The organism is Candidatus Methylomicrobium oryzae, from assembly GCF_016745425.1.
GTDB lineage: Bacteria > Pseudomonadota > Gammaproteobacteria > Methylococcales > Methylomonadaceae > Methylomicrobium > Methylomicrobium oryzae.
Map to the genome: position 1 here is coordinate 225,031 of NZ_JAERVK010000001.1, position 26,176 is coordinate 251,206.

Below are 26,176 nucleotides of genomic sequence, written 5' to 3' on the forward strand. Positions count from 1 at the left end.
TCGGGGTTGACTATGTTTGAAGTACGCAACGACGAGCCGAAATACGCATTTCTGAACCCTAAGAACATTTCGGAAAAAAGCCGCTACGGCCAAAGTATCGAACTGACCGAACCGGGCAGCGCGTTGAGAAACCAAAGCCTGAAGATCAACAACGATGCATCGATCGGCTACAACCCGAACCGCTACAAGCAACACGGCTTCTATTTCAACGCGGACAACTGCATCGGCTGCCATGCCTGCGAATCGGCCTGCAGCGAGAAGAACGAGGTGCCGATCCATTTGGCCTACCGGTCGGTCGGCTTCGTCGAGGGAGGGACTTATCCCGACTACCAGCGCATCAACATCTCGATGGCCTGCAATCATTGCGAGGATCCGGTCTGCCTGAAAGGCTGCCCGACGCGCGCCTACACCAAATTCGCCGAATACGGCGCGGTGCTGCAGGACCCGGATATCTGTTTCGGCTGCGGTTACTGCACCTGGGTTTGTCCATACAACGCGCCGCAGCTCGATCCGGTCAAAGGCGAGGTCTCCAAATGCAATATGTGCGTCGACCGGCTCGAGGTGAACCTGAAACCGGCCTGCGTCGCGGCCTGTCTCGGCAACGCGCTCGACTTCGGCGTGATCGAAACGATACCGGAAGGGCGGGTGCAGGCAAAAGCCGAGATTCCGGGCTTTCCGACCACCGACATCACACATCCGAACATCCGTTTTCAACAAACCCGCACGACGCACCGCGAAATGACGCGGACCGACGCAATGCCGCTGAAGTATCACAAGGACGATCGGGAAGGCAAATTCAAGCCGGTCGTCGACCCGAAGCAGGGCAGCGAAAAACACTGGAACCTGCGCCAGCTGCTGACCAGCCACGAAAGCGCGCACGTGATCTTCACGCTGAGCACGCAGGCAACGGTCGGCGCATTCATGATGCTGACATTGAGCGGCTGGTTCGGGATTGATGCGCTGGCGCCTTTACAAAACGTCAGTATTAAATTGCCGCTCACGGTTTTGATGGTGCTGATTTCGACGTTCGGCCTGTTCAAACTGAACATGCATCTCGGCAAACCGCACCGCTTCTACCGCGGCTTCAACAACCTGAGGCTGTCGCCGGTCAGTCGCGAAATCGCCGGCGTATCGCTGTTTTACAGCGGACTTTTGGGGTATGCGGCATTGTCCTGGTTCGACAACGGTTTGCTGCAGTTTTTCGCGCAGGCGAGCGCTTTGGTTGCGGTTTTGAGCGGTGCGGCCGGGCTCTTTTATATGTACAAACTGTATCGGATTCCCGCTCGGCCGTTCTGGAATCATTGGCAGACGGGCTCCTCTTTTGCGGGTTCGATGCTGAGCCTGGGGAGCTTGATGGTTGCTGTCGCCGGTCTGTTCGCGCTGCCGGAAAGCGCGGCGGCCTTGCCCGTGCTGTTTGCGGCGATGGCGGCCGGCCTGGCGCTCGAAGGCGCGGGACTGGCAGTCCATGCCCGCGACATGCAGGCGCTGGGCAACGAAGGGGCGGCTTCCCACTATCGACAGGTTACCCTGTACGGCAAGCCGTATCTCCTCAGGAACGTGCTGCTCGGCCTCAATATGCTGCTGGCCGGCGGGTTAGTCATGACCGGCGCGGCAGGTGCCGCCGGCATCGTCAGCGTCACCGTTTTAACGCTGACGATGCTGACCGCCAGCGCGCTCGGCCGCTCGCTGTTCTTCGTGCTGGTGATTCCGACCACGATGCCCGGTGCCTTCTTCTGGAAAAACAGCGGCTTTGTCGACCATGCCCGCGCGACGGGGCTGGCCGACAAGCCTCAGCATGGCGTGGTTTATGAACGGCATCATGCGTTCGATTTGAAAGCATTGATCCGGACGATTCGGGAAAGCTCGCTCCGGGATATGTTCGCGCATGTGAAGTGGATTTTCGGAAAATGACGGCTTCACATGGCCTTCCGCCCTGTAGGCGGGAAAACCGTTCAGTCCGAGTCCGCCATATCCAGCGCGACTTTCGCGGCTTCGCTGATGTCTTCGTTTTTATTGTTGCTTAATTCCTTGATTTTTTGAGCCAAGGCCGGATCGTCGATTTCGGCGACCGATTCCAGCGCCAGGACGACGATGTCGGGATGATCGTTCTGCAGGGCTGTCAACAGCATCTGCTGGCGCTCTTTTTCGTCTTCCCAGTTGCCGATCTGGCTGACCGCCTGTTCCCGCACGGCGTCTTCCGGATCGTTCAGCGCATAAAGAATCGCTTCCTTGGCTTTAGGATCGGGGTATTCGCCCAGGATCATCAGGGCCGATTCCCGATCTTGCTCATCCTCGGAGGAATAGAAGTCATTCAGGGCTTCTTCCATGGTTTTCAAGTCTTCAGGGTCTTCGCTATCCGTTGCCAGCGGCGGCGGATTCATCGCTTCCATGGCTTTTTGTTGCAGCAGCTGTTTTATCTGGTCCGGGGTTTGGGAAGGATTGGCATTGTTCTGGATTTTACTTGGTGGTTCGGATGATGCCTCGTTACCGATTAACGATGTGTACATTTCGTTTGCCAAGGCGAAAAGACGCTCGTGGTTAAGCGCCGCCACGGCCGTAAGCAGTGTGCAAACGGAGATTAAAAAGTAGCCGGTTTTAGAAAATTTCACGTTTTGGATCCGATTGAGAAAATTGAGCAAACAGTAATTTCGTTAGGCGATTGAAGCCTTCAATCCTGTGAATTATAATGCGGCGGCTTGTAAAATAAGAATACAAATACAAGCCAATGGTTCAGTTTAGCGCTGTATTTGAAGAAATACGCGCAGACCGAACTGAACCTATTGCCACAATAATTAATGAGCGAGGATGTTATGGTATTAAAAAAAATGGTATCCGGGGCGTTTTTGGTTCTGGCTTCGTCGGCAGTCTTGGCCGGCCCGCCCAAGGATTGCCCGGTGAGCTATGAACAACTGAAAGCCGCTTTGGACGCAGCGCAGGCCGCAAACAACGGCGGGTTGGGTTTCGACATGTGGGGGACGGTCGTCAATAAGGACGGCAGAGTCTGCGCGGTAGCAAAAACCGGCGACAGTTTGAACGACCAATGGTTGGCCAGTCGCGTGATATCGGCTCAAAAGGCTTATACGGCTGCAACGTTGAGCAACAACAAGGGATCGAGCCACAGTACCGGCGGCGCTTTCGGTTTTTCGACGGCAAGCTTATACGGAACCGTTCTGGAAGGCGGTCCTTTGTACGGCTTACAGCACAGCAATCCTGTCGATGCCCAAACCGCTTACGCCGGCAACAGCAGCAAGTTCGGCGCCCAGAACGATCCTTTGGTAGGGCGTAGAATCGGCGGCATCAATGTCTTCGGCGGCGGATTGCTGCTTGTCGATGCGGATGATCAGGTCGTCGGCGCCGTCGGCGTCAGTGGCGACACCTCGTGCGCTGACCACAACATTGCGAGACGCGTCAGAAATAATTTCGCTGTAAACCATATCGCCCAGGGGCCGACGAGCGAATGGGATATCGATTATGCCGGTACCGTTAACGGAGCCGGTCCTTATCCCGACTGTGCGGGCAACGGCGGATCCAAGGCTTTCTACGAAGGTACTATCGTCGGTCTGACGCAGCGTTTCCAGCCGTAACTTGAAATGCCTTTACGGGCTTATTCGCTGGAATATACCCGCATGGCAATACCGTTGGGTTGCCGCTCGGCAACCCAACATGAGCTCAACCTTAGCCCTTATTGACCGCTGACCTGAGCGACCCAGTCGTTCAGATTGTAGTAATTCGTAATCCGGGCGACCTTGTTGTCGCGAATTTCGAAGAAGGCGCCGGCAGGCAGGCGGTATTTCTGGCCGTTTGCGGGGGGCAGGCCTTCATCGGTTTGCAGGTATTCGCCGAGCACCACGAATTCGGCTGCGGCGCGTTTGCCATCTTCGGTCGCGATGATCACCATATCGGCCAGTTGCTCCTTGTAATTGCGGTTCATGCCGCCCATAAACTGCCTGAACGCATCCTTGCCGATTTCGCGTTTGCCCTGGTTGATGTCGTGAATCACGTCATCGGTCAACAGGTTCAAAAAAGTATCCATATCGCCGGCGTTGAAGGCGTCATAATAGTTTTGAATCAGCTTGATGCTCTCTTGGTTCATAAAGATTCTCTGGTGAAAAAAAGTAAAGCTTGCTATTTTATCGCGAATCGGCCGTTGTATGTATCTTATAAATTTGACGGTTTCCAGACGGCAAAGGGTTATTTCGACGGAGATTCAGGATGTGCGGACGCTTCAACATGCTGGCAACGCCCGAGCAATTGGCCGAAGCGTTCGGTCTGGCCGAAGCGTCGGGCTATAAAATCAGTTACAACATTGCGCCCGGCCAAAAGATCCTCGGGATCGTGCAGCCGGAGCCGAACGATTTCAGGGCAGTCTTCCTCGACTGGGGATTGGTGCCTTCCTGGGCCAGGGACAGCAAAATCGGCCATTCGTTGATCAACGCCCGAGCCGAAACGCTTGGCGATAAACCGTCGTTCAAGGCCGCTTACCGTAAAAGGCGCTGTTTGATTCCGGCGACCGGGTTTTACGAATGGCAGAAGCGCGAAGGTGGCAATCAGGCCTATCATGTTTGCCGCGAAGGCCTAGGCATGTTCGCCTTTGCCGGCTTGTGGGAGCACTGGGCGCAGGGCGGGGAACAACTGTATTCCTGCACCCTCGTCACTGCTCCGGCAAATGCGTTGATGGAACCGGTCCATGATCGTATGCCGGTAATTATCGCCGCGAAACATTACCGAATTTGGCTGGATCCGCGGCAGACGCGGCAAAGTCTGGATGCGCTGCTGGCGGCTCCCGACTATGAAGGAATGACGCTGTATCCGGTCGGTGACCGGGTCAACAATCCGCGCCATGACGACCGCTATTGCTTGGCATAAAGCGGTAAGACGTTTTACGGCGGGTTAGGGCAAACAATTGCCGGCAACGGGCAGCATCGTTGGAGAGGTTAGCATGCATCACGACCATCGAATCAGAATCCTGGCGGGCATTACCCTGGTTGCCGTCATCGCGGTTTTCAATTTCGCACCAATTCCCCAAGATTCCGCCTACCACCGGTTCGCCGACCAGCGCACGGTGGCCGGCCTGTCGAATTTCTGGAATGTGGTCTCGAATTTTCCGTTTCTGATCATCGGTCTGATCGGCATGGGCCGGGTTTTCGGCGGACCGCTGACAGGCGGTCTGGCCGAATTGCGCTGGATGTATTTCGCTTTTTTTGCCGGCGTTTTCCTGGCCGGCATCGGTTCGTCATATTACCATCTGCATCCGGACAATCGCACCCTGGTCTGGGACAGGCTGCCGATCACGATCGGCTTTATGGCGCTGTTCGGCGCGATCGTCGGCGAATATGTCTCAATTCGGGCGGCGCGCTTGCTCTTCCTCCCGTTATTGGTTGTCGGGGTGGCTTCAGTATTTTACTGGTATATCACCGAGCTGGAGGGGCAAGGAGATTTGCGTCCCTATGCGTTGGTGCAGTTTCTGCCGATGATCCTGATACCGGTAATCCTCTGGCTCTTCAAGTCGGATCTGCAGGGAAACGCTTTCTACTGGGGTATGATTGCGGCTTATGCGCTGGCGAAAGCGGCGGAATTTTTCGATGCGGGGTTTTACGAGTTACTAGGCGGAGTCAGCGGCCATACGCTGAAGCATCTGATCGCGGCCGCAGCGCCCTTTATTTTCTACCGGGCGCTACGGTATCGGGAACGGATTATTCGAGCGGCTTGAAGAAGCTTTTCGGCGCGCCGCAGATCGGGCATTCCCAATCGTCCGGAATGTCTTCCCAGCGGGTGCCGGGCGCGATGCCGCTGTCCGGATCGCCTTTGGCTTCGTCGTAAATGTGCTCGCATTCCATGCAGTGGTATTTCTTGTAATCTGTCATGTTTTGCCTGCTTATCTGTGGTTGAAATTTATTATTCGGATCAATCCAGTTTGATCAGTCTGCCTTCGGCGGCGGACTGCATCGCCGCTTCGAGAATCCGGCAGTTGGCCTTCGCGTCCTCCAGCGATAGCGCAGGTTCTTTACCGTTGAGTACGCAATCGCTGAAATGTTCGACTTCCAGGCGGAAGTGATTGGCCGGCGGCAGTCTTTCCTCGCATTGGCGGCCGTCTTCGGTCCACCAGGAAATGACCGGGATATCGCCGGGCAGTTGCCAGACCGTATGGCATTTGATGCCGCCTTTGGTGCCGATCACTTCGTATTCGGAGCGGCGCGCGCGTTCGAAGCTGAAGTCGAATTGCGCGAAGCGCCCGCGGCCGAAGTCGATTACGCCGCTGCTCGAAATATCGGCGCCGCTGCCGACATAGCTGGATAGAGCCGATACCGAGACCGGCGTATCCTCGAAAAACATCCGCGCCGAATGCACCGCGTAACAGCCGATGTCCCACAGCGCGCCGCCGCCGCGTTCGACCGGCTGTTCGAGCCGGTACATCCGCGCGGGGCGCATCATGAACGAATAAGTCGCACGTACCGAGCGGACTTCGCCGAACAAGCCCGAATCGAGCAATTCCCGCACTCGGGCATGCTGCGGATGGAACCGGTACATGAACCCTTCCATCACTCTGACCTGGTAGCGCTGTGCGGCGGTTTCGATCGCCAAAATGTCGTCGACCGACAAGGCTATCGGTTTTTCGCAGAGCACGTGCTTGCCGCGTTCGATCGCACGCAGGGTCCATAAGGCATGCTCGTGATTGGCCAGCGGCAGGTATACCGCATCGACGTCATCGTCGTTCAGCAGGGTTTCGGGATCGTCATAGATACGCACCTCGGTTTGGTCCGGGGCGTATTTGACCAAGGTTTCCGCAGCGGCTCCGGGCCTGCGGCTGGCGATCGCAACGAGCTCGGCGTTTTCCGCTTCGACGATCGCCGGCAAAAGGCGCTCGTTCACGCGTGCCGCGCCGAGGATTCCCCAGCGTAAAAGGGTCTTATTCGTCATCGTTGCTCTCTTATTGTTGTTAGCAATTTTCTTAAGCGGTTCGAACCCGTTTCCCTGAAAAAGGCGGGAAGCGGGGAGGAAGGGACATTGCCTCCCCTGCCTTGGGCAAGAGGCCTCAGGTCGGCCCGAAGCGCTTATTCGAGGTTCGCGTGCCGGTACCGCATCACTTCTTCGGCGATGCCTTTTTCATGGATCAGGTGCGATACCAGCGCTTCCAGGAATGACAGTGTCGACAGTTCGAATACGGTGCCCATCGGCATCCCGACCACCTTGCTGTATTGGTCCGGCTTGCCGATCAAAATGACCTCGTCGGCCATGTCGCCGATAGTCGAACCGCTCTTCGCAGTGATCAGGCAGATTTGGGCGCCGACTTCGCGGGCTTTTTTGGTAAACGCGATCAACTGCTCGGTTTCGCCGGAGCCGGAGATCACGATCAAGAGGTCGCCCGTCTTGATGCTGGGGGTCACGATTTCGCCGACGACGCTGACATCATAGCCGCTGTGCATCAGCCGCATCGCGAAGAAACGGCCGACCAGGCCCGAACGTCCGGCGCCGGAGATGTAGACCCGTTTAGCGTTGTCGAGCATGCCGGTCAGTTTGACCGGTAAATCGTCGCCGGTCGCTTCCAGAATCGAATGGATTTTATTGATGATCAGCGTTTGGTGCGGAGTGCCGACGGTGCTGGCAGCGGGGCTGCTGTCCGGCGCCGCGGCTTTACCGTCGACGAGGTCGCGGATTTCTTTCGCGGCGGTTGCAGGACAAGGCGCACCGTAGATGGCTGCGCCGACCACGATGATGTCCGCGCCGGCCTTGACGACCTGGTCAACGGTGGCAGGCTTGATGCCGCCCGCGACCGAAATTCTGACGTCCAGGCCCAGATCCGCGATCGCCTGCAGGTCAGCGAAGGGAGTCTGGCCGGCGGCTTGCGCGTCCAGGCCGGTGTGTACGCCGATGATCTGTGCACCGAGTTCCGCCGCGGCACGCGCGCAGGCGACTTTGTCTTCCACGTTGATCAGGTCGATCTGCGCTTCGCCGCCGTGCGCATTCGCCGCCTTGATCACGCCGCTGATCGTCGGCAGCCCGGATACGCCGAGCACAGTGCAGATGTCTGCGCCGGCTGCATAAAAAGGCGCCGCTTCATATTCGCCGGCATCCATCGTCTTCAGGTCGACCAGAATCAGTTTGTCGGGGAATTTTTCCCGTAATGCTTTGACCAGTTCAATGCCGTTGTGTTTGATGCAAGGGGTACCGATCTCGAAGATATCGACGTAAGGCGCCGTTTTCTCGGCCAGACTGACGGTTTGGTCGAAATCCAGAGAATCCAGTGCCAATTGTATTAATGGTTTTGCCATTGTGCGCTCCAACTACTTATAGTTATTGTCATGTATCAGCGGGAAACTCTAAATCAGGAGGGGAGGCGATGTCAATTGCGTATTGGCGGCAGCGGCGGGGTTGCCCGGCTTTAGGGCGTCCGGCAGGGAGGCGTCCGGAGAAAAACGGTGTGTCCCCAGTTTCCTCCGCCGGGCGCTCATCGTGATACAACCTTTGCCCGGCTTGGGTTACACCCAAAGAGTACAAGTCGCTGTAGGGTACGCTGTGCGTACTATTAGGGTGAAAAGGTACGCACAGCGTACCCTACAGCTGAAAACAGTGACGAAGGATGTTGCAGGCGCCGAGGACCGGCAGGCGGGAGAAATTCCCGCTCTCCCGTTAAAGAAGCCTTGGCCCGCCGGTTTAATTGAAAATCGTTTCGAACGAATAACCGTTCGTATGCAGGATTTCTTTCAGCCGTTTCAAACCGTCCATCTGAATCTGCCGCACCCGCTCGCGGGTCACGTTCAATTCGAGCGCGACCTGTTCAAGGGTTTCGGCTTCGTAGCCGCAAAGCCCATAGCGGCGGCAGATCACTTCGCGCTGTTTTTCGGGCAGTTGAAAAACCCAGCCGGAAATGCTTTGCCGGATGCCGTCCTCCTGAATCTGGTCGGCGGCCGATGGGCTCTCGTCGTCGGAAATCGTTTCGACCATTGGTTTGTCGATATCCTTGCTGCACGGCACGTCGATCGAGGTGACCCGTTCGTTCAATTTGAGCATTTTTTCGACTTTGTAGACCGGTTTGTCCATGAATTGCGCGATTTCCTCGGCGCTCGGATCGTGGTCGAGTGACTGTTGCAGGTGGCGCTGTGCCTTCAGATAGGAGTTCATCTCCTTGACGATATGGATCGGCAGACGAATGGTGCGGGTCTGGTTCATGATCGCGCGCTCGATCGTTTGCCGTATCCACCAGGTTGCGTAAGTCGAAAAACGGAAGCCGCGGTCCGGATCGAATTTTTCGACGGCGCGGATCAGTCCCAGATTGCCTTCTTCGATCAGGTCCAAAAGCGGCAGCCCGCGGTTCAGGTAGCGGCGGGAAATTTTGACGACCAGACGCAGATTGCTTTCGATCATCACCTTGCGGGATTCGGAATCTCCCCGCAGCGCCTTGCCGCCGTAATATTTTTCCTGTTCGGCCGATAGCAGTTTCGAGCGGCCGAGATCGTTCAGATAAACCCGCGTCGCATCGAAACCGTCATCGCGGACTTTCAGTGCCTGGACTTCATTCTCGACCTCCAGGTCTTCGAGAGAACCGTCTATATCCTCGAATTCTTCCTCGAAAAAAATATCCTCGTCTTCTTCTTCAAAATGCAGGCCGATTTCCTCATCAGCGGGCTCTACTATGTTTTCTTTCATCTTATTCCCCCCCCCTGACTTTTCGCTTGGGTGCTCAACAGCATCTTCATAACTTCGGTAATAATGCCAATGGATTGACCGACTTGCCCTGTTTGCGGATTTCAAAGTGCAGCATGGCCTTGCGGGAAGCGCCGACGCCCACTGTAGCGATCTCCTGGCCTTTTTTGACTGCGTCACCCTCTTTGGCCAATAAGGCATTGTTATTCGCATAAGCGGTCAAATATTGATCGTTATGCTTTATGATAAGCAGATTACCATATCCGATCAATCCTTGTCCGCTATAGACTACTTTTCCTCGCTCGGCGGCCCTAACTGCCTGGCCTTTTTTGCCGGCGATCTTGATGCCCTTTCTGCCGGTCTGGGCGTAATTCTTCAAAAGATTGCCCGCTAACGGCCAGCCGAAGTGTAACGGGGTATTGTCTTTTTCCATCCCGGCGGGAACGGCAATACTTTTTTTAGCCGCAGGCTTTTGGCGGGCAGGCTTGACAGGTCCGGATTCCGGTTTTTTCTTTTCGGGAACCGGCTGTGCCGAAGCGATCAGGGCCGGCTTGATCTTGTTTTCGTTCTTTGCCGTCCGGACGGCGCTGCGGGGACGGGCGATCGGGGAGGGCGCCTGCCGCTGCACCGGACGGGGTTTTGCCTGTGCCGGGGGCGCATACCGGTTAGGGGGGACGGGAGGAAGCGCTTGCCGCCGGGGCGCCGGAGACACAGGCCCTGGCGGGACGGGAGACGCGGAAGGCTCCTGCGGAAGCACTTCATTCAAATTCTGATAGCCGGTCCATACCGGCGCCAGGTCCGTGCGTTCGGTGCAGCCGAACATCACGACCGTCAGAATCGCGGTTAGCATCACTGCAACAGTCCGGGAAAGAGGGCACATCGGCATTTATTTTTTCAGCAGCGTTTTTTTGGCTAGGTTGATCTTCGCGGCCAAATAATCGGACCCGCCCCGGTCCGGATGGATTTTCTGCATCAGCCGGCGATGCGCTTCAACAATTTCCTTGTCGGAGGCGCCCATTTTCAGCCCCAGTACTTCGTAAGCTTCCGCGGCGGTCATTTTACCGGAAGCCGGGCGATCGTGCTGCTCCTGCCGGGGACCGGCCTGTCCCTGTTTCGCGCGTTGCCACGCGACCCAGATTTGATGCAGATAAGGGGCATTGCGCAGCAATGCCGGCAATAACCGGAGCAAAAATGCCGCCGCGAGCCCGAGCAGGGCAAACACTCCGCCGAGCCAGCCGGCTTTTGCCATGTAAATCAGTGCCGCCAGGCCGCCGGCGATCAGTCCGTAACGAAGCACACGCGCCTTCACGTCGGCAGGGGCTTTCCGCAATTTACGCAGCGCAAAAAACACAAGCCAAATCAGCAGTAAAACGAACGCAATGCGAATCAATGTCGGCTCCGGGGAAAACTCGGGTTCTGCTTTAAAATTTCAACGGCGCGGGACGGCGGGAGAGGATAACAGCGGTGCCGCCGTTACCGTAGTGCCGGGCTTAATAATGCCTTAGAATATCGCGATTATCGATTCTAATCCAACGATTCAATCCCATGCAGAATGCACAAAAGCCGATCCTCGGCTTTGCCGCCGCCAGCGGCACCGGCAAGACCACGCTCCTGACGCAACTGATTCCGCTGCTGAAGCAGCAGGGCCTCCGGGTCGGTTTGGTCAAGCACAGCCATCACAGCTTCGATATCGACCATCCCGGCAAGGACAGTTACCGGCTGCGGATGGCCGGCGCCTCTCCGGTCATGCTGGTTTCCCAATACCGCTATGCGATCATCCACGAGTTCGAAACGCCCAGGGAGCCGAGCCTGGATGAGCAGCTCAAGGTGTTGGACCAGTCGGGCCTGGATCTGATCCTGGTCGAGGGTTTCAAGGCCGAAAAATTCTCCAAAATCGAACTGCACCGGCCATCGCTGCAAAGGCCGCTCTTGTTCCCGCAGGATCCGGACATCATCGCGATCGCGAGCGACGCGCCGGTCGAGGTGCCGGACCGGCTGGTCAGGCTGGACCTGAACCGTCCCCATCTGATCGCGCGCTACATTCTGGACCACTACCGGGAATTCAAATGATGGCCGATCCGTGCAGCCTCGAACCGATGCTGTCCGCCGAGGCCGCGCTGGACAGGATCGTGTCCGCGGTACAGCCGGTTTCCGGCGCGGAAAGATCGGCGCTGAAACATGCGCTGGGACGGGTGGCGGCCGAACCGGTGCGTGCGCCGCTCCCTATTCCGCATTACCGGAACGCGGCGGTCGACGGCTATGCCTTCGGCAGTATCGAATTTGAGCGGAACCGGCCGGTTCGTCTGCGGGTGGCCGGCGCTTCCTGGGCCGGCCACCCGTTTCGGGGACGGCTGAACCGAGGCGAATGCATTCGGATTTTCACCGGCGCGGCTGTCCCGGATCAGGCCGATTCGGTCGTCATGCAGGAGTTTGCGGCAGCAGACGGCGACGAGATCGTGCTGCCGGCCGCTGTAGAATTGCGCCGCTTCGTGCGCGAAATCGGCGAAGATCTTCAGCAGGGCGAACTTCTGTGTGGAGAGGGCAAAAAGCTGACCGCGGCCGATCTCGGTTTGCTGGCTTCGGCAGGCGTTTATGATGTGGCGGTTAAAAGACCGGTCAATATCGCATTTTTCTCGACCGGGGATGAGCTGATCGGGATCGGGCAGGCCTTGTCGGCGGGCAGAATATACGACAGCAATCGCTACATGCTCGGCAGTTTATTGATCGATCCTTGTTACCGCGCCGCCGATCTGGGGGTGATCGGCGATAACAGGGAGCAGCTGGAGGCAGCGTTGAAACGGGCAGCCCAGAATCACGACGTGATCATTACGACCGGCGGCGCCTCGGTTGGCGAGGCCGATTTTATCGCCGAGGTTCTCGGACGGCTCGGCGAAATTCATCTCTGGAAGATTGCGATGAAGCCCGGAAAGCCTCTGGCTTTCGGCAAAATCGGCAAGGCGTTCTTCTTCGGCCTGCCCGGCAATCCGGTTGCGGTGGCCGTTACGTTTCGGCAGATGGTCGAGCCGGCGCTGAAGCGGCTGGCGGGGCAGGCGCCCGCCCACCCGCTGCGCATCCGGGCCATTTGTACGGTTCCTCTCAAAAAAGAACCGGGCCGCCTCGAATTTCAACGCGGCGTTCTGACCCAGAACGCGCAGGGCGAATTTTTCGTCGCCGCAGGAGGCGGACAGGGATCGCACCTCTTGGGTGCGATGGCGCGGAGCAACTGTTACATCGTTCTGCCGGCCGATTGCGGCGGCGTGCGGGCCAACGAAGCCGTCTGGGTGGAACCTTTCGGGGTAGCGTTATGAAATCGAAAAGGCGCGGCCGGAAGCCTGGAACATCTTATCCACAATTTCTGTGGATAACTTTGTGGAAAGACTCTCGATAACCGCTCGGGGACCCGATAGCGCCTGCCTTGCGGTTAAATTGTAAACATTTTATACGAAACAGAATAATTATTTAATATCAATAATTTATTGGTGTTGATCGGGTTTCGCCAGAGTTTGGGCTGCGAAAATCGCGGCGCTCCGGACATTCGGGACAATGTGCATAACATGAAACGCGACCCCCTTAAATTCGATGGGATTCCTCTTGAAACACCTCTAACGGAAAGATGCATGTTGGTTTTCATTCTGCTCAGCCTTGCCCTCGGCTATTTCGTTCAAACTTCCAATCCGCTGCTCAGCCACTTGGTATCGCCGCTGGCGCTCTATCTCGGCATCGGCGGCGCCTTGCTGGCGGCCTCCGGCATGCTGTTCAGGAAAAAGTATTTCCCGGTCTGGTACGACCTGTTTGCATCGAGTGTCTTGCTGGCCTGGTTCGCCTACTGGAAAACCCGATTCAACGACGATTCGCCGATGTTTTTTTTCTTTCCGGTCTATTTCGCGGCGATGGCCGCCTTCATCTCGCTCGCCTTCATCGGTCCCTGCGAGCGCCTCGATAATGAAACCGTCGGCTACATGCGCCGGCTTGTCGAGCACAAAGCCCTGCAGCCCTGGGTGGTTATGCTGGGGACGCTCGGGAGTCTGGAATTGCTGGACCATTATCTGGTCTTTCCGATAGCGGTCACGTTGTTGCTGTTGCGGTTTGCGCTGGACTGCTGCGTCGAGCGGAACAGCCGAAAGGGCGGCAGAAGCTGATCGGTATTTCCCTGTTTCGGTAAGTAAAAAACCGCCCCGGCGATGAGCGAAAGGCGGTTTATCTCAGGCGGACCGGCAGGACGCGATATGCCTTCCCGGGTGTTCGGATCGCTTGGGTTAGTGGATATGCACTTCCCGCGACTTGTACGTATCGCTTCTTTGCAGTTCGTAATCCTCCATCTTGATTCCATCTTCATTGAGCTGGATCAGTGTGCCTTCGTCTTCGATATGGTAGCGGCGCGTTTTTGTTCCTCCCTTGGTCGGCGTCAAAACCACGGTGCGGGTTTCTACATTCCAGTCGTATTTGCCTCTTTCAAAATACTCCCGTGAAGATTGTTTAGCCGGCTGGATTACGATCAGATAGTTGTTCTTCTGCTGTAAAGACAGCGTCGTTTTAACACCGTCGCAATCGCTGCAGGGCAGATAGCCGTAAAAAACGCCGCGAAACTCCTGGCTCTTGTCGGCAGGGTTCTGATGCGCCGAGTGATCCATTCCTGGGTGAAGGTTTTTCGACCGTGCCCTGGCGAAGCCTTCTTGCGCTTCGAGATCGGATACCGCCATTGCCGGCATCGCCGCAAGCAGGCTGCTGAAAAGGAACAAGGCCAGATTGTGCTGTAATGGTTTTGTTAATGCTCGCATGATGACTTTCCACAAAAGTAACGCGGGTTGTGCTGATGAACGGAGCGGGAAATTTACCAGATTTACCGAAAAAGAGCTTCTCTAATTTCGAACTTACCGCTTCGCCGCCGCGCTGCAATGTTTTGACGAACCCATCTTCCGCCGCGCCGTATGTACGGAAACGTACCGACCTTTCGAAGCGGGAGGGCTTATATAGACGGTATCGGATCGTACCACGCCCTCATTTTCCTTGACACCCGTTTCCGGAGGAGTTCCAACATGCGTAACTTAATAGCGGGATTTATTCTGATCGTGATTCTGCCTGCGGTCGGCACGGCCCAGACATCTACAGGTGTTGAACGTCCGCGGAACGTGCTGGAGCCTTCTCCGGAAACTGGGCCTGCCGGCCCCCATCCACCCCGCGCTTCGGAAGGCAAGAATGCCGGTTCCGCGGGCACGCAAGGCGATGCCTACGCCATTTGCATGCGCGCGACTCAGCGCTTCGATGAACAGGAGAAAGCCAAAGGCAACGAGAAAACCGAGGTCACATCGCTGTCGACGGCGTGCCAGGAAGAGCTGAAACCGGCCGCGTATTGGCTGTGCATGGATAAAAAAGCGCTCGAACAAGTCGACTTCAACAGTGCGGATTGGCAGTGTGCGAGGCAGACCGGGATCTTGAAATGATGTCTCGCTTTAGCCGCTATTGTCCGGTTTTGGCGGGGAACGGGACGAGCCGGCGAGAGTTGCCGGCTTGACAAGTCGAGCCTTGCCATTACGAAAAACCGTCTCGAAGCGCTCTTCTGATCTTGGATCGCTGTGAGGGATCGGTCCGGCTGCGCCGGCAACAGGCCCAAAGTTTCTCTTATGATCAATCAAAATGTTTGTTTCAAGCTTCCGCCCATTACGCGCAAGATCGACGGCACTCCTAAGCGGGTGGGGTTCGAATTGGAGTTTTCCGGCCTGAGTCTCGGCCAAACGGCCGATGCGCTTCAGGCAGCGCTGGGAGGTCGGCTGGAAAAGAAGAATAGAGTCGAGTGGACGGTTCATGTGGAGGCGCTGGGCGACTTCAAGATTGAACTCGACTGGCATTACCTGAAATGCAAGGCGGAAGAAAATGCCGAAGAGGCCCAATACGGAAAGCAGCCGGATCTGTTTACTCAAACATGGGTCGATCTGTTGGCGCAGGCTTCGGCGCTGCTGGTGCCTGTCGAAATTGCCTGTCCTCCGGTCGCAGTCACCGGTCTCGAAGTGCTGTTGCCGATGGTAGCGTCCTTGCGCAAAGCAGGGGCCATAGGCACCGAAGAATCGCTGTTAGCCGCTTACGGCGTGCATATCAATACGGAGATTTACAGTCTGAATTCCGCAACGCTGTTCCCTTACCTGAAAGCGTTTGCGCTGCTTCAGTGGTGGTTGGTGGATGCACATCAGGTCGATGTGAGCCGCAAAATCAGTCCTTACATCGATCTTTATCCGGAAGCGTACCTTAGAAAATTGCTGTCCCAGCCGCAACCTTCGATGGCCCAAATTACGGCCGATTATCTCGCGTATAATCCGACCCGCAACCGGGCACTGGATCTGTTGCCGATGCTGGCCTGCTGGAATAAGGAAGTCGTACAGAAGGTGGTCGACGATCCTAGAATCCAGGCCCGGCCAACATTCCATTACCGCTTGCCGAATTGCCGGATCGATCGGGAAGACTGGTCGTTAGCGGAAGCCTGGAATAAATGGTGGGTGGTCGAACAATTGGCGCACCGTCCGGCCGATCTTGAAAAACTCGGTTTGGACTTCCTGATCGCCGAGCGCCCCTTGATCGGCATCAGCCGTCGCGATTGGGTGGAGTACATGGACCAATGGCTGAGAGACAACGGGTTGGTGTAACCGGAAACGACCGGCGCTGGGCGCCCGGCTGGTGGTGTACGGCATTGGCTTTGCGCATGGCCGGCGCCGTGCCCGAACGGATCAGCGTTCAGCATGCGCCCAGCGGCGAACCTTTGGACGCGCTGATTATCGGCGGCGGCAACGATATCAGCCCGGAACATTACAACGGCGACATCAATGCCAAGGTCAGACATGATCTGGCGCGCGACCTGCTGGAGATCGAATGGATTCATCAGGCGCTGAAGAAAAGAATTCCGCTGCTGGGCATCTGCCGCGGCGCCCAGTTGATCAACGTGGTGCTTGGCGGCAATCTGTACCAGGACATTCGGCCGCTGCGCGTTCATACCCATAATCGGCCGGGGCTGTTGCCGACCAAGCAGGTCCGCCTGGAAGCGGATTCAAGATTGGCCGAAATCTGCGGCAAAACGACTTTTCGAGTCAACAGTTTGCATCATCAGGCGATCAAAAGCATCGGAGCCGGACTGAGAATCGTGGGGTGGGACCTTGACCGGATCGTCCAGGCGGTGGAAGCCTGCCCCAACGCCCGAATTCTCGGCGTTCAGTGGCATCCCGAGTATCTGCTGTATCTGCCGTCGCAATTCGCTATTTTCAAGTGGCTATTAGAGAATAAGGAATGATAGCTTCTTATCTCTTATTATTCAGTTCCGCTTTTCTTGCCGCGACCTTTTTTCCGTTCTATTCGGAAGTGACGTTATTCGCGCTGTTGAGCGAAGGGGGAGATCCTTATGTGCTGGTCACCATTGCGGCGGTCGGCAATACATTGGGCGCGGTCGTTAACTGGTTCCTGGGGCTTTATCTGCTGGATTTCCAGGACCGGCGCTGGTTCTATTTCAGCAAGGCCCAGATCGAGAAAGCGCAGGCCTGGTATCAGCGGTACGGTTTCTGGTCGCTGCTTTTCGCCTGGATGCCGGTGGGCGGCGATGCGCTGACCCTGATCGCCGGCATCATGAAAGTCAGGCTGCCGCTGTTTCTGTTATTGGTCGGGCTAGGGAAAGCACTGCGCTATATCGTACTGGTCTATCTGACTGCCCGGTTGTGGCAGTGACTCGGCCTGAAGTCTTAACCGCTAACAAAGAACGACCAGCAATATCAAACCCGGAATGATCCCCAGGATCAGGCCGATCACGATCGCGATTACCTCGCCGGTCGAGTAATTGCATCCCACCTTGCCGACGTTCACGTCGGCCACACTGTCGTCGTCCAGGCCGGCGAGCACCATGCCCGAAAATTCATCGGCGACCTGTGCCGGGGTGGAGGCCGTCAGAATGCGTGATCGGAATTCGCGCAGTCGGCCTTCGGCGTCCCGCAGATCGTTGCTGAACGGCATCAGAGCGCGGGTGTTCCGGAGCGCGTCAAGGGCCCCGTCCGCCGGCGCGAGCGCCAGCGTACGGGCCTGATTCAGCGTATCGGCGGCGGCGATGCGGTCCTTCAATGCTGACAGCGCCGGATAAGACGCCGGTCCGGTAGTGCAGGCGGATGCGATCAAGTCCCCAGGCTCGACGGATGGCGAAAAAGCCGCTGCGGCTGTTTGCGGCAGAAATACGTAAACGATCCATATCAGTTCCAGCAGAATCAGAGCGGACGAAATTTTGGTATGTTTAAACATGACACTTCGCCTCGATGGTAGAGGTAAACAGCGTTTTCGACCGTTTTAGGGGAACGGGCGCTGTAATCACCCAGATTGAAGAAGCCAAATCCGAACAGTGTTCGGTCACTGTAACCGCTTCAGGCAAATACGCAATCCGTATGAATACCTAACCCGAGCCGCGCTACAAGTGCCATAATCCGAGCGCGCTGACCGCGATCAGGCCGCCGCCGATCCACCGCTTGAAAAGCCTGTCGTTGCGCATGATCGCGTCATGTGCTTTGAGGCCCAGCAGATGCCCGATAGCTGCTATCGGCAGCAGCGTCAGCGCTTCGGTCAAATGCAGATCCACGGACAGGGCCACAAACGTAGTCATCTTGATGCTGACCAGAATAAACCATAAGACGAACAACGTGTCGCGCAATTGGTGTTTGCCGACGTTATTCATGAAAACGGCCACCATTAACGGCGCCCCGGATAGGGATATCCCTGCAACATAGCCTCCCAAAACGAGCAGCCCTCTGTCCGCCCAGCGATGGCGGCTTTCGATGCCCCGGTTGAAGAGCCAGATGAAGCCGTAAAACAAGGTAATCGAATAAATGAAACCGTTCAGCCATAAGACCGGCAGTTTGACCAGTCCGAAGACGCCGGCGATGGCGGGCGGAATGATGTAAAGCGAAGAGCACAGCAGATAGCGCCAGTCGACATTATGCAGCCGGTTCAGCAGCGTCAGGCCGGAAAAAAACAGCAGATGCACTCCGATGATCGGCAACCAGAACAGCGGCGTATCGCGGATGAACAACATCAGCGGCAAGCCCAGGGCGGCGCCGCCGAAACCCAGCCCGGTCCGGACAAAGCCGGTCCAGACGAAAACCAGCGCAATGCACAAAATCTGGTAAAGAGAAAAATCGGTCAACATATTTTTATTGAGTCATCGTTTGAGGTATTGACTGTAGGGCGCAATAGGCGAAGCCGTATTGCGCCGCATGGAGGCCTACATTCGGCGGAATACGTTGTGCTATTCCGCCCTACGCGAGCTGTTTTCGCCGGATGAAGATTAAGGCAGCAGAGGACTGCCCATCTGGGCGGGGAGGCGGATTTTCTTAAAATGGAAGCTTGCCGGTCAACATGTCCCACCACATTCGCCAGTCGCACAGGAAGCTGAGCCAGGGATATCTGAAGGTGGCAGGCCTGTTATGCTCGAAGAAGAAATGCCCGCTCCAGGCCAGAGCGTAGCCTTGCACCAGCGCGACCGCAACCAGCCACCCTGCCGGCACCGCGAAAGCGGCGACCAGCAGCGCCAAGGCTATCGAGGTGCCGGCAAAATGCAGCCGGCGCGAGACGCGGTTGGCGTGCTCGCTGAGGTAAAACGGATAAAACTCTTTGAGCGTGCGGTAATGCGGGGGCTCATTCACGGCAATAGCCTCGGTTGAGTGCGAGTTCCTTTTTTAGATCATCGATTTGCCGGGACGTGCGGTTTACGGCAGCCGCTCCGGCTCCTGATTGATCATGTGCGTGGCAAGGTGCTGCAACGCTTCCTGCATATTGGTTCTCAGTTGCGGATCCAGGGTCATTTCCGCCAGGGCTTTATTCATGCACAGCATCCACTGGTCGCGCTCCGCTTCGCCGATCGCGAACGGGAAATGGCGGGCGCGCAGCATCGGATGGCCGAATTCTTCGATGTACAAATTGGGGCCTCCCAGCCAGCCGGACATGAATTTGAACAGCTTGTCCTTGGCGGAGGCCAGGTTGGGCTGATGCATCGCGCGAATGCCTTGCGCTTCGGGCAGGATGTCCATATAGAAGTAAAACCGGTCGACCAAACTGCGGATGGCCTGTTCGCCTCCGATGGCCGCGTAAGGCGTGAGGGTTGTCATGACGGATTGTGCTCTTTGAGATACGGGGGTTGTATGGTTTATGCCTGGGCCGTATAGCCCGCTTCTGCGGGCAGTCAGGGGCAGTGATTCTCCACCGGATGCGTAACGCGCGACAAGCGCAGCCCGGATCGGAGGGGTTTCAAGACAGCGAATGAATGCCGGCTGCAAAACTGCGAGAATTTTATCAGTATTTTGCTTTCTCGGCTGCCGCCTGGAAAATAATGGCTGAAAAATTTCATGAGCCGCGCCAAAGATTCGCTATCATTTTCAAAATGAAATGGGCTCCGAAGCCGCCTTCCGGCCTTCGTCGAGCCGAATTTTTGCCGGGTTGAACCGGCACCTGCCTATTATCAAACGACTTTGGAGAAAACCGGATGACAGCGCAGCGGCTTGTAAGGCAATTCTGTACCGCCCGCGACACGGCCGACCGGCTTGCGGAACGGGCGCCGATCGAATTCGTGCCGGCCTCGGAGCCCAAAGGGCCTGCCGTTTTCATCGACACCCAGGTCAAATATCAGGAATTTCTGGGATTCGGCGGCGCCTTCACCGAAGCGGCCGCGGCGACGCTGGACAGGATGCCCGCCTCGTTGCGCCAGGAAATACTGGCGGCTTATTTTTCACCGAAGCAAGGCCACGGTTATACTCTATGCAGAACCCATATCAACAGCTGCGATTTCTCGCTCGGCAACTATGCCTATACGGAGGTCGAGGGCGACGTCGGATTGAAACACTTCAGCGTCGACCGGGACAGGCGAACCTTAATACCGATGATATGCGATGCGATCGAATTGTCCGGCGGAAAGCTCAGGCTGTTCGCTTCGCCGTGGAGCCCGCCGGCCTGGATGAAGACGAACCGGCAGATGAACGGCGGCGGCCGGCTGAAACCCGAGTACCGTCAGGCCTGGGCCGATTATTACATCCGCTACATTCGGGAATACGGGAAAGCAAGCATCCCGATCTGGGGCTTGACCGTGCAAAACGAGCCGGAGGCCTTGCAAACCTGGGATTCGTGCCTCTATACCGGCGAGGAAGAGCGCGATTTCGTCAGGGATTACCTCGGTCCGGCCCTGCATCGCGCCGGGCTCGGCGATGTCAAACTGATCATTTGGGACCACAACCGCGACCGGATGTATGAACGGGCCAAAATCGTCCTGGACGATCCGGACGCCGCGCGCTACGTCTGGGGGATCGGTTTCCATTGGTATTGCGGCGATCATTTCGACAATGTCCAATTGACGCACGATGCCTACCCCGACAAACACCTGATTTTTACCGAGGGCTGCCAGGAAGGCGGGCCGCATCTCGGCGCCTGGGAGCCCGGCGAGCGTTACGCCCGCTCGATCATTCAGGACCTTAACCGTTGGACGGTGGCCTGGGTGGACTGGAATCTGGCTCTGGACGAGAACGGCGGGCCCAATCACGTGAACAATTTCTGCAGCGCGCCGATCATTGCCGACACGCAAGCCGGGGAGGTTCGCTATCAAAGTTCCTATTATTACATCGGGCATTTCTCGCGCTTCATCCGTCCCGGCGCCCGCCGGGTCGTTTGCGCAAGTACTTCGGATGCGCTCGAATCGACCGCGTTTTTGAACGCCGACGGCACGGTGGCCGCCGTCGTATTGAACCGCTCCGGCGAGACGATCGACTTTGATCTGAAGATTCCGGGATTACAGGCCAAGACTGCCATTCCCGCTCGCGGGATCAAAACTTATCTTTTCGAGGATCGGCAATGAACTCGCCGGAACGCTTTGCCGGAATTCCCGCCTTGAATGATTTCGCCGGTTGCGCCGGATCGGACTTTTTTAAAACTGCCATATGAACCGAACCTATGCTTTCAAGGACAATTACCGCTGCTTCGCGATCGAGCGGTACAACGAACTGCCTCCTTTCGCCGGTTTTTTGCCGGGGATTGCCGGTATCCGGGGGCGTCCCGCCTGGGCTTTTTACGTCAATCGCGGCCAAGCCGTCGCGAGTTTCGGCGTACGCAACAAGGACGGGGCTTTTTTGGAGTTTTATCCGGCCGACAAGGCGTATCAACTTACCCCGTCCCGCGGCTTCCGGACGTTTCTGAAGATTGCCGATCGTGATCGAATGATCGCCCACGAGCCTTTCCAGCGCGGTGCAGGGCCGGATGTCATTCAGCGCCTCTACGTGACAGCCCACGAAGTCGGGGTCGAAGAGATCAATCCCGGCGTGGGGATCCGTATCCGGGCCGATATGTTCACCGTGCCGGAAGCGTCCGTCGCGGGCCTGGTCAGACGGGTCGAGATCGTGAACCTTTCCGCGCAGTCCCGCACCCTTGAGATCGTCGACGGTTTGCCGCAAGTCCTGCCTTACGGACTCAATCAATGGGGCGTCAAATTCATGAGCCGAACCTCGGAAGCCTTCATGCGGGTCGAAGGGGTAGAGCAAAACCGGCCTTTTTATCGCCTGAAAGTCTGGCCGTCCGACACCCCGGAGGTCGAACCGGTGATACCGGGCAATTTTTTCGTGGGTTTTTTGAACGGCGAGCGTAACCGTGCGGTGGTGGATGCCGAGCAGGTTTTCGGCCTGGCGGGCGATTTATCCAGGCCGGAACGATTTTTCTCCGAAGATCGGCCGGATTTTTCCGCCCAGGTCACGGCCAACCGGACGCCCTCGGCTTTCCAGGCAATGACCCTCGAACTCCGGCCGGGGGAGGGCCGGGTATTTTACGGCCTGTACGGCCATGCGCCTTCGCTGCCGGAGTTGGACCAATTTCTGGCCGGGATCGATGCGGAGCGCTTTTTCGAGGCGAAACGGGCGGTCAACCGCCGCTTGCTGGAAGAAATCACTCAACCTGCCTTTACCGCAACCGCTAATCCGCTTTTCGATGCGCACGTCCGTCAGTGCTATCTGGACAACGGTTTGCGCGGCGGTTTTCCGATGGCCGTGCCGGGAGGCGCGCGCCTGTATCTGTTCGGACGCAAGCATGGCGATTTAGAGCGGGATTACAACGACTTTCTGCTCCGGGATACGCCGTTTTCGGAAGGCAACGGCGATTTTCGCGATGTGCTGCAAAACCGCCGCCTGGACCTTTTCTTCGATCCGGCCCTGGATGCCAAAAACATCCGCTACTTCTTCAGCCTGATCCAGCCGGACGGCTACAATCCCTGTTCGCTCAGGAATTCGCGTTTCGCTGTCGAGTCGCCGCAGGCCTTTGCGTCTTATTTCTCCCGCTTTCCGGCGCTGGAAAAGTTGCTTGACCGCGAGTTCAAATATGCGGAGCTCTGGACAGCGCTCGAACCAGCCGCGGGCGAGCGGCCGGCGATTTTGCAGGCCATTCTGGCGCAGGCGCAGGAAGTCGAGGATGCCGAATTCGACCGGGGCTATTGGAGCGACCACTGGACCTATCTGGCGGACTTGCTGATCGGCTATCAGGCCGTTTATCCGGACCGCCTGCAGGGCCTGTTTCTGGAAAAGACTTACACCTTTTTCGATCCGACCCATGCGGTCCTGCCGCGCGCCGAAAAATACGTAGTGACCGCCCGAGGCGTGCGCCAATTCGGCGCGGTGCAGGCGCGTCCGGACAAGATCGCCTTGATCGGGTCGCGAACCCGGCGACGCTATCAGGTCCGCTCTCAACGGGGGCAAGGCGAAATCGTCTATACCACGCTGCTCGGTAAAATCCTGACGCTCGTGGTGAATAAACTGGCCTCCCTGGATCCGTACGGCGTAGGAATCGAAATGGAGGCCGACCGGCCGGGCTGGTGCGACGCGTTGAACGGCCTGCCCGGACTGTTCGGCTCGTCCGTGAACGAGACGATCGAGCTCAAGCGCCTGATCGACTTCACTGTGCAAGCGCTGACCGATCTGCAAGGCGAATTTTCGCTGCCGGCGGAACTGGCCGATTTCATGGCCGGCCTGGAAGCGCTGCTGCCGCGTCCGAACCTGACCGCCGAGGCCTTCTGGCGGGACGGCGGGGCTTTGAAGGAAGCCTATCGGGACAAGGTGTTCATGGGCTTCGAGGGTACCGAACAATCGTGTTCGGTTGCCGGCCTGTGGGCTTTTTTGAAGACGGTTTCGGCTCATCTGGACGCGGCGATCGCCAAAGCGCGCAACCCGGAAGGGATCATCACCTATTTTGCCTATGAAGCGGCGCAGTATCGGGAAGTCGGGCCGGGCCGGGCGGAAGTGATACGCTTCCGTCAAAAACCGCTGCCGCTGTTTCTGGAGGGTTTCGTGCATGCGCTGCGCATCGCGAAACCGCAAGAGGCCCGCGCCTTGTACGAGGCGGTGAGTCATTCCGAACTGTTCGATAACAAGCTGGGCATGTACCGGCTGAACGCCCCGCTTGGGGAGAACGCCCTGGACCTGGGCCGGATCGGCATTTTCAACTACGGCTGGCTGGAGAACGGTTCGATCTTTCTGCACATGCATTACAAATTCGTGCTGGAAATGGTTCGGGCCGGGCTGGTCGAGGAATTCTACAGCCGGATCGACAAATTGCTGGTGGCGTTTCACGATCCCGTCGAATACGGGCGCAACCCGGCCGAAAGCTCCAGCTTCCTGGTCAGCAGCGGTTTCTCCGTCGATCCGCGCCAGCACGGGCGCGGCTGCGTCGCGCGCTTGTCGGGATCGACGGTCGAGCTATTGCACCTGTGGCTTCACCTTTTCCTCGGGTCGGCGCCTTTCGTCGTCGAGCAGGGGGCGTTGCGGTTCCGTCCCGCGCCGCTCCTGTCGAAGTCATTTTTCACCGCCGAGGCGCAATGCGTTCGCCCTTTCGGCGCGGAAGAGAAATTGCCGGCCGGCAGTGCGGCCTGCGCCTTGTTCGGATCGACCTTGCTGGTCTATCGCAATCCCAAGCGGCAGGATACTTTCGGTCCTGCTGCGGCGATGCCGTGCCGTTACCGATTGTACGGACGGGACGGCAGCACGCAAGTGGTGGAAGGCGGAGAACTGGAAGGCCAGGCGGCGGCGTCGCTACGGCAGGGGGTATTCCGGCGCGTCGAGATCGAGCTGGAATGACCGGCCGGCAGCCGGCTTTTACTCCGGCCGCCAGACGCAGGTCGCCACCGTGCGCGCGGGGAGCATCACGGCCGCTTCTTTACTACGGCAGCGAACCCTCAATGACTGCGGTTCGGCCCGGTCATTCAGCACGATCAGCACGATCGAACCGGCAGGCGTCAGAAAAACCGCATGGGGCAGATTTATATCGGCTTCGGAATGAATCCTGAAGGATCCTGGACGCACGAACTTCGCGGCATGGGCGATTACATAATAGGCGACGTTCCGCGTAATCCGTTCGCCGATCGTCAACGCGCCGACGCAGTTGGGCGCGCCGCCGGGCGTATGGGGACGGCAGAGGGGGTCGGAAGCCAGATTCCATTCCAGTACCGCCCGGCTCCAGTGGTTTACCGATCCGATCAGCACGTTCCGGATATGCCAGAGCAAGTCTGCCCCGAACTGGCCGTCCGTCCCTACCCATTGCTCGGTGAAATACAGTTTCATCTCGGGGTAGGCCCGATGCACTTCGGACAGGGCCGAAATATCCCCCGCATACAGATGCCAGGCCGATCCGCTCAGGTAGCGGCGCGCATCCGGATCGGCAAAAACTGCCAAAGGATAGGCCTTCACATCGCAATTGTGGTCCCAGCAAAACAGTTCCACATCAGTTAAGCTTGCCTCCTGCAGCGCAGGCCCCAAATAATTTTTGATGAACTCGGCCTGCTCGCCGGCCACCATCACCATGCTGGGCTCGTTTCGGTCGTTCAAGGGTTCGTTCTGCGGGGTAATCGCATGAATTATGATGCCCCGCTGCCGCATCGCTTGCAGGTAGCGGACTAGATAAGCGGCATAAACGGAATAGCAATCCCTTCGCAATTTGCCGCCGATGAAACTCCGGTTGGTCTTCATCCAGGGCGGCGCCGACCACGGCGTCGCGATGAGACTGAGCACGGGATTGACGGCAAGAATTTCCCGCAACAGGGAGATTACTTCGTTGTCTCCCGCCTCGATATCGAAATGCGCGAGTGCGAAATCGGATGCTCCGTCCGGCCTGTCGTCATACGAAAAGCACTGCTCGCTCAGATCCGACGCGCCGATGCCGAGGCGCAGAAAACTGACCCCGATGCCGTCGCCGTCAGGCAGGAACAGCTCCCTTAACAGCGCAGCCCGTTCGGCAGCCGGCAGGCGTCCGATCAGCATCGCGCTGCCCCCGGTCAACGCAAAGCCGAACCCTTCCATGCGCTGATACCGCCGTTCGGCATCGATGCCGATCACCGGCCGGCCGGGGCCGCTGCCGGCGGCAGGTCCAGGCTTCTTTTCCTGCCGTTGAAACAAGCGGCTTCGGTCGGCGCTGGTCAGCCAGACGGCCGGTTCATCAGCAGTAAACATGGCGTAGGGAAAAACGGGTTTGTACAGGCATGGGGAATGCTCGGGAGCAAGTCATCGGGAAG

28 protein-coding genes are annotated in these 26,176 nt (G+C 57.5%); 14 read left to right on the forward strand and 14 right to left on the reverse strand.

Going from position 1 to position 26,176, the window contains the following annotated elements:
- Positions 1-12 precede the first annotated feature (12 nt).
- A complete protein-coding gene (locus JJL52_RS01110; RefSeq protein WP_202050540.1) occupies positions 13-1,911 on the forward strand; it encodes a DmsC/YnfH family molybdoenzyme membrane anchor subunit in 1,899 nt (632 codons plus the stop codon).
- Between the two features lie 41 nt (positions 1,912-1,952).
- Here the strand turns inward: JJL52_RS01110 and JJL52_RS01115 are convergent, their stop codons facing one another.
- Positions 1,953-2,507: a HEAT repeat domain-containing protein gene (locus JJL52_RS01115; protein ID WP_202050541.1), complete on the reverse strand. Its 555-nt coding sequence runs from the start codon at positions 2,505-2,507 to the stop codon at positions 1,953-1,955.
- A 288-nt stretch (positions 2,508-2,795) separates the two neighbouring features.
- Between JJL52_RS01115 and JJL52_RS01120 the strand changes: the two genes are divergently transcribed.
- Positions 2,796-3,584: a GlcG/HbpS family heme-binding protein gene (locus tag JJL52_RS01120; RefSeq protein ID WP_236993965.1), complete on the forward strand. Its 789-nt coding sequence runs from the start codon at positions 2,796-2,798 to the stop codon at positions 3,582-3,584.
- Between the two features lie 98 nt (positions 3,585-3,682).
- Here JJL52_RS01120 and JJL52_RS01125 read toward each other — a convergent pair whose 3' ends face one another.
- The gene (locus JJL52_RS01125; protein WP_202050542.1) at positions 3,683-4,093 is read right to left on the reverse strand and encodes a ketosteroid isomerase-related protein; all 411 of its coding nucleotides are present in this window, start codon (positions 4,091-4,093) and stop codon (positions 3,683-3,685) included.
- Between the two features lie 119 nt (positions 4,094-4,212).
- Here JJL52_RS01125 and JJL52_RS01130 point away from each other — a divergent pair, with 119 nt between their 5' ends.
- Together JJL52_RS01130 and JJL52_RS01135 are read left to right on the forward strand one after the other, a co-directional pair.
- Positions 4,213-4,866, forward strand: a complete 654-nt coding sequence (locus JJL52_RS01130; protein WP_202050543.1) for an SOS response-associated peptidase — start codon at positions 4,213-4,215, stop codon at positions 4,864-4,866.
- Positions 4,867-4,939: 73 nt separating this feature from the next.
- Positions 4,940-5,710 (forward strand): ceramidase domain-containing protein, encoded by a 771-nt coding sequence (locus JJL52_RS01135; RefSeq protein ID WP_202050544.1) that lies wholly within the window; start codon positions 4,940-4,942, stop codon positions 5,708-5,710.
- Here JJL52_RS01135 and JJL52_RS01140 read toward each other — a convergent pair.
- From JJL52_RS01140 to JJL52_RS01165, 6 genes are all read right to left on the reverse strand, one after another.
- A complete protein-coding gene (locus JJL52_RS01140) occupies positions 5,694-5,864 on the reverse strand; it encodes a rubredoxin (protein WP_005373704.1) in 171 nt (56 codons plus the stop codon). The two genes, JJL52_RS01135 and JJL52_RS01140, sit on opposite strands and share 17 nt — an antisense overlap.
- 40 nt (positions 5,865-5,904) lie before the next feature.
- The gene (locus JJL52_RS01145) at positions 5,905-6,918 is read right to left on the reverse strand and encodes a Gfo/Idh/MocA family protein (RefSeq protein ID WP_202050545.1); all 1,014 of its coding nucleotides are present in this window, start codon (positions 6,916-6,918) and stop codon (positions 5,905-5,907) included.
- 134 nt (positions 6,919-7,052) lie between these two features.
- A complete protein-coding gene (gene hxlAB / locus JJL52_RS01150) occupies positions 7,053-8,270 on the reverse strand; it encodes a bifunctional 3-hexulose-6-phosphate synthase/6-phospho-3-hexuloisomerase (RefSeq protein WP_202050546.1) in 1,218 nt (405 codons plus the stop codon).
- 382 nt (positions 8,271-8,652) lie between these two features.
- Positions 8,653-9,645 carry an RNA polymerase sigma factor RpoS gene (gene rpoS / locus JJL52_RS01155; RefSeq protein ID WP_202050547.1) on the reverse strand — a complete coding sequence of 331 codons (993 nt, stop codon included), beginning with the start codon at positions 9,643-9,645 and terminating at the stop codon, positions 8,653-8,655.
- 46 nt (positions 9,646-9,691) lie between these two features.
- Positions 9,692-10,492: a peptidoglycan DD-metalloendopeptidase family protein gene (locus JJL52_RS01160; protein WP_236993966.1), complete on the reverse strand. Its 801-nt coding sequence runs from the start codon at positions 10,490-10,492 to the stop codon at positions 9,692-9,694.
- Between the two features lie 36 nt (positions 10,493-10,528).
- Positions 10,529-11,032 (reverse strand): DnaJ domain-containing protein, encoded by a 504-nt coding sequence (locus JJL52_RS01165; RefSeq protein ID WP_202050548.1) that lies wholly within the window; start codon positions 11,030-11,032, stop codon positions 10,529-10,531.
- A gap of 155 nt (positions 11,033-11,187) precedes the next feature.
- Here JJL52_RS01165 and mobB point away from each other — a divergent pair, with 155 nt between their 5' ends.
- The 3 genes from mobB (at position 11,188) to JJL52_RS01180 (ending at position 13,781) form a co-directional block, all read left to right on the forward strand.
- Positions 11,188-11,712 (forward strand): molybdopterin-guanine dinucleotide biosynthesis protein B, encoded by a 525-nt coding sequence (gene mobB / locus JJL52_RS01170; RefSeq protein WP_202050549.1) that lies wholly within the window; start codon positions 11,188-11,190, stop codon positions 11,710-11,712.
- The gene (gene moeA, locus JJL52_RS01175; protein ID WP_336885023.1) at positions 11,709-12,950 is read left to right on the forward strand and encodes a molybdopterin molybdotransferase MoeA; all 1,242 of its coding nucleotides are present in this window, start codon (positions 11,709-11,711) and stop codon (positions 12,948-12,950) included. Before mobB ends, moeA begins: the two co-directional genes overlap by 4 nt.
- A gap of 309 nt (positions 12,951-13,259) precedes the next feature.
- Positions 13,260-13,781, forward strand: a complete 522-nt coding sequence (locus tag JJL52_RS01180) for a hypothetical protein (protein ID WP_202050550.1) — start codon at positions 13,260-13,262, stop codon at positions 13,779-13,781.
- A 117-nt stretch (positions 13,782-13,898) separates the two neighbouring features.
- On the opposite strand, the gene JJL52_RS01185 is transcribed toward JJL52_RS01180, so the two are convergent.
- A complete protein-coding gene (locus tag JJL52_RS01185; protein WP_202050551.1) occupies positions 13,899-14,420 on the reverse strand; it encodes a copper resistance protein NlpE in 522 nt (173 codons plus the stop codon).
- 258 nt (positions 14,421-14,678) lie between these two features.
- Between JJL52_RS01185 and JJL52_RS01190 the strand changes: the two genes are divergently transcribed.
- The 4 genes from JJL52_RS01190 to JJL52_RS01205 all read left to right on the forward strand — a co-directional run bounded on the left by JJL52_RS01190 (position 14,679) and on the right by JJL52_RS01205 (position 17,343).
- Positions 14,679-15,083, forward strand: coding sequence for a hypothetical protein (locus tag JJL52_RS01190; protein ID WP_202050552.1), 405 nt, complete (start codon positions 14,679-14,681; stop codon positions 15,081-15,083).
- A 180-nt stretch (positions 15,084-15,263) separates the two neighbouring features.
- Positions 15,264-16,277 carry an amidoligase family protein gene (locus JJL52_RS01195; RefSeq protein WP_202050553.1) on the forward strand — a complete coding sequence of 338 codons (1,014 nt, stop codon included), beginning with the start codon at positions 15,264-15,266 and terminating at the stop codon, positions 16,275-16,277.
- Positions 16,250-16,915, forward strand: coding sequence for a gamma-glutamyl-gamma-aminobutyrate hydrolase family protein (locus tag JJL52_RS01200; protein ID WP_236993967.1), 666 nt, complete (start codon positions 16,250-16,252; stop codon positions 16,913-16,915). The genes JJL52_RS01195 and JJL52_RS01200 overlap by 28 nt, the downstream gene beginning before the upstream one ends.
- On the forward strand, positions 16,912-17,343 hold the full coding sequence (locus JJL52_RS01205) for a YqaA family protein (protein ID WP_202050554.1): 432 nt from the start codon (positions 16,912-16,914) through the stop codon (positions 17,341-17,343). Before JJL52_RS01200 ends, JJL52_RS01205 begins: the two co-directional genes overlap by 4 nt.
- 21 nt (positions 17,344-17,364) lie before the next feature.
- On the opposite strand, the gene JJL52_RS01210 is transcribed toward JJL52_RS01205, so the two are convergent.
- From JJL52_RS01210 to JJL52_RS01225, 4 genes are all read right to left on the reverse strand, one after another.
- Complete coding sequence (locus tag JJL52_RS01210) at positions 17,365-17,904, reverse strand: hypothetical protein (protein WP_202050555.1); 540 nt, start codon at positions 17,902-17,904, stop codon at positions 17,365-17,367.
- A gap of 163 nt (positions 17,905-18,067) precedes the next feature.
- Complete coding sequence (locus JJL52_RS01215) at positions 18,068-18,802, reverse strand: TSUP family transporter (protein WP_202050556.1); 735 nt, start codon at positions 18,800-18,802, stop codon at positions 18,068-18,070.
- A 184-nt stretch (positions 18,803-18,986) separates the two neighbouring features.
- The gene (locus tag JJL52_RS01220) at positions 18,987-19,298 is read right to left on the reverse strand and encodes an Mpo1-like protein (RefSeq protein ID WP_202050557.1); all 312 of its coding nucleotides are present in this window, start codon (positions 19,296-19,298) and stop codon (positions 18,987-18,989) included.
- Positions 19,299-19,361: 63 nt separating this feature from the next.
- Complete coding sequence (locus JJL52_RS01225) at positions 19,362-19,760, reverse strand: group II truncated hemoglobin (protein ID WP_202050558.1); 399 nt, start codon at positions 19,758-19,760, stop codon at positions 19,362-19,364.
- A 155-nt stretch (positions 19,761-19,915) separates the two neighbouring features.
- Between JJL52_RS01225 and JJL52_RS01230 the strand changes: the two genes are divergently transcribed.
- From JJL52_RS01230 to JJL52_RS01240, 3 genes are all read left to right on the forward strand, one after another.
- On the forward strand, positions 19,916-20,092 hold the full coding sequence (locus JJL52_RS01230) for a hypothetical protein (protein ID WP_202050559.1): 177 nt from the start codon (positions 19,916-19,918) through the stop codon (positions 20,090-20,092).
- Positions 20,093-20,134: 42 nt separating this feature from the next.
- Positions 20,135-21,493 (forward strand): glycoside hydrolase family 30 protein, encoded by a 1,359-nt coding sequence (locus JJL52_RS01235; RefSeq protein ID WP_202050560.1) that lies wholly within the window; start codon positions 20,135-20,137, stop codon positions 21,491-21,493.
- A gap of 82 nt (positions 21,494-21,575) precedes the next feature.
- On the forward strand, positions 21,576-24,746 hold the full coding sequence (locus JJL52_RS01240; protein ID WP_202050561.1) for a hypothetical protein: 3,171 nt from the start codon (positions 21,576-21,578) through the stop codon (positions 24,744-24,746).
- Positions 24,747-24,764: 18 nt separating this feature from the next.
- On the opposite strand, the gene JJL52_RS01245 is transcribed toward JJL52_RS01240, so the two are convergent.
- Complete coding sequence (locus JJL52_RS01245) at positions 24,765-26,114, reverse strand: glycoside hydrolase family 30 protein (protein ID WP_202050562.1); 1,350 nt, start codon at positions 26,112-26,114, stop codon at positions 24,765-24,767.
- Between the last annotated feature and the right edge of the window lie 62 nt (positions 26,115-26,176).

Bases quoted from the DNA above. Each gene is read 5' to 3' on its own strand.
- JJL52_RS01120 (WP_236993965.1), top strand. From the start codon at position 2,796: ATGAGCGAGGATGTTATGGTATTAAAAAAAATGGTATCCGGGGCGTTT.
- JJL52_RS01230 (WP_202050559.1), top strand. From the start codon at position 19,916: ATGCCGGCTGCAAAACTGCGAGAATTTTATCAGTATTTTGCTTTCTCG.
- rpoS (WP_202050547.1), bottom strand. From the start codon at position 9,645: ATGAAAGAAAACATAGTAGAGCCCGCTGATGAGGAAATCGGCCTGCAT.
- JJL52_RS01160 (WP_236993966.1), bottom strand. From the start codon at position 10,492: ATGCTAACCGCGATTCTGACGGTCGTGATGTTCGGCTGCACCGAACGC.
- JJL52_RS01240 (WP_202050561.1), top strand. From the start codon at position 21,576: ATGAACCGAACCTATGCTTTCAAGGACAATTACCGCTGCTTCGCGATC.
- JJL52_RS01195 (WP_202050553.1), top strand. From the start codon at position 15,264: ATGATCAATCAAAATGTTTGTTTCAAGCTTCCGCCCATTACGCGCAAG.
- JJL52_RS01185 (WP_202050551.1), bottom strand. From the start codon at position 14,420: ATGCGAGCATTAACAAAACCATTACAGCACAATCTGGCCTTGTTCCTT.
- JJL52_RS01235 (WP_202050560.1), top strand. From the start codon at position 20,135: ATGACAGCGCAGCGGCTTGTAAGGCAATTCTGTACCGCCCGCGACACG.
- JJL52_RS01140 (WP_005373704.1), bottom strand. From the start codon at position 5,864: ATGACAGATTACAAGAAATACCACTGCATGGAATGCGAGCACATTTAC.
- JJL52_RS01225 (WP_202050558.1), bottom strand. From the start codon at position 19,760: ATGACAACCCTCACGCCTTACGCGGCCATCGGAGGCGAACAGGCCATC.
- JJL52_RS01145 (WP_202050545.1), bottom strand. From the start codon at position 6,918: ATGACGAATAAGACCCTTTTACGCTGGGGAATCCTCGGCGCGGCACGC.
- hxlAB (WP_202050546.1), bottom strand. From the start codon at position 8,270: ATGGCAAAACCATTAATACAATTGGCACTGGATTCTCTGGATTTCGAC.
- JJL52_RS01130 (WP_202050543.1), top strand. From the start codon at position 4,213: ATGTGCGGACGCTTCAACATGCTGGCAACGCCCGAGCAATTGGCCGAA.
- JJL52_RS01190 (WP_202050552.1), top strand. From the start codon at position 14,679: ATGCGTAACTTAATAGCGGGATTTATTCTGATCGTGATTCTGCCTGCG.
- JJL52_RS01115 (WP_202050541.1), bottom strand. From the start codon at position 2,507: ATGTACACATCGTTAATCGGTAACGAGGCATCATCCGAACCACCAAGT.
- moeA (WP_336885023.1), top strand. From the start codon at position 11,709: ATGATGGCCGATCCGTGCAGCCTCGAACCGATGCTGTCCGCCGAGGCC.
- JJL52_RS01110 (WP_202050540.1), top strand. From the start codon at position 13: ATGTTTGAAGTACGCAACGACGAGCCGAAATACGCATTTCTGAACCCT.
- JJL52_RS01135 (WP_202050544.1), top strand. From the start codon at position 4,940: ATGCATCACGACCATCGAATCAGAATCCTGGCGGGCATTACCCTGGTT.
- JJL52_RS01245 (WP_202050562.1), bottom strand. From the start codon at position 26,114: ATGTTTACTGCTGATGAACCGGCCGTCTGGCTGACCAGCGCCGACCGA.
- mobB (WP_202050549.1), top strand. From the start codon at position 11,188: ATGCAGAATGCACAAAAGCCGATCCTCGGCTTTGCCGCCGCCAGCGGC.
- JJL52_RS01205 (WP_202050554.1), top strand. From the start codon at position 16,912: ATGATAGCTTCTTATCTCTTATTATTCAGTTCCGCTTTTCTTGCCGCG.
- JJL52_RS01215 (WP_202050556.1), bottom strand. From the start codon at position 18,802: ATGTTGACCGATTTTTCTCTTTACCAGATTTTGTGCATTGCGCTGGTT.
- JJL52_RS01210 (WP_202050555.1), bottom strand. From the start codon at position 17,904: ATGTTTAAACATACCAAAATTTCGTCCGCTCTGATTCTGCTGGAACTG.
- JJL52_RS01180 (WP_202050550.1), top strand. From the start codon at position 13,260: ATGTTGGTTTTCATTCTGCTCAGCCTTGCCCTCGGCTATTTCGTTCAA.
- JJL52_RS01200 (WP_236993967.1), top strand. From the start codon at position 16,250: ATGGCTGAGAGACAACGGGTTGGTGTAACCGGAAACGACCGGCGCTGG.
- JJL52_RS01125 (WP_202050542.1), bottom strand. From the start codon at position 4,093: ATGAACCAAGAGAGCATCAAGCTGATTCAAAACTATTATGACGCCTTC.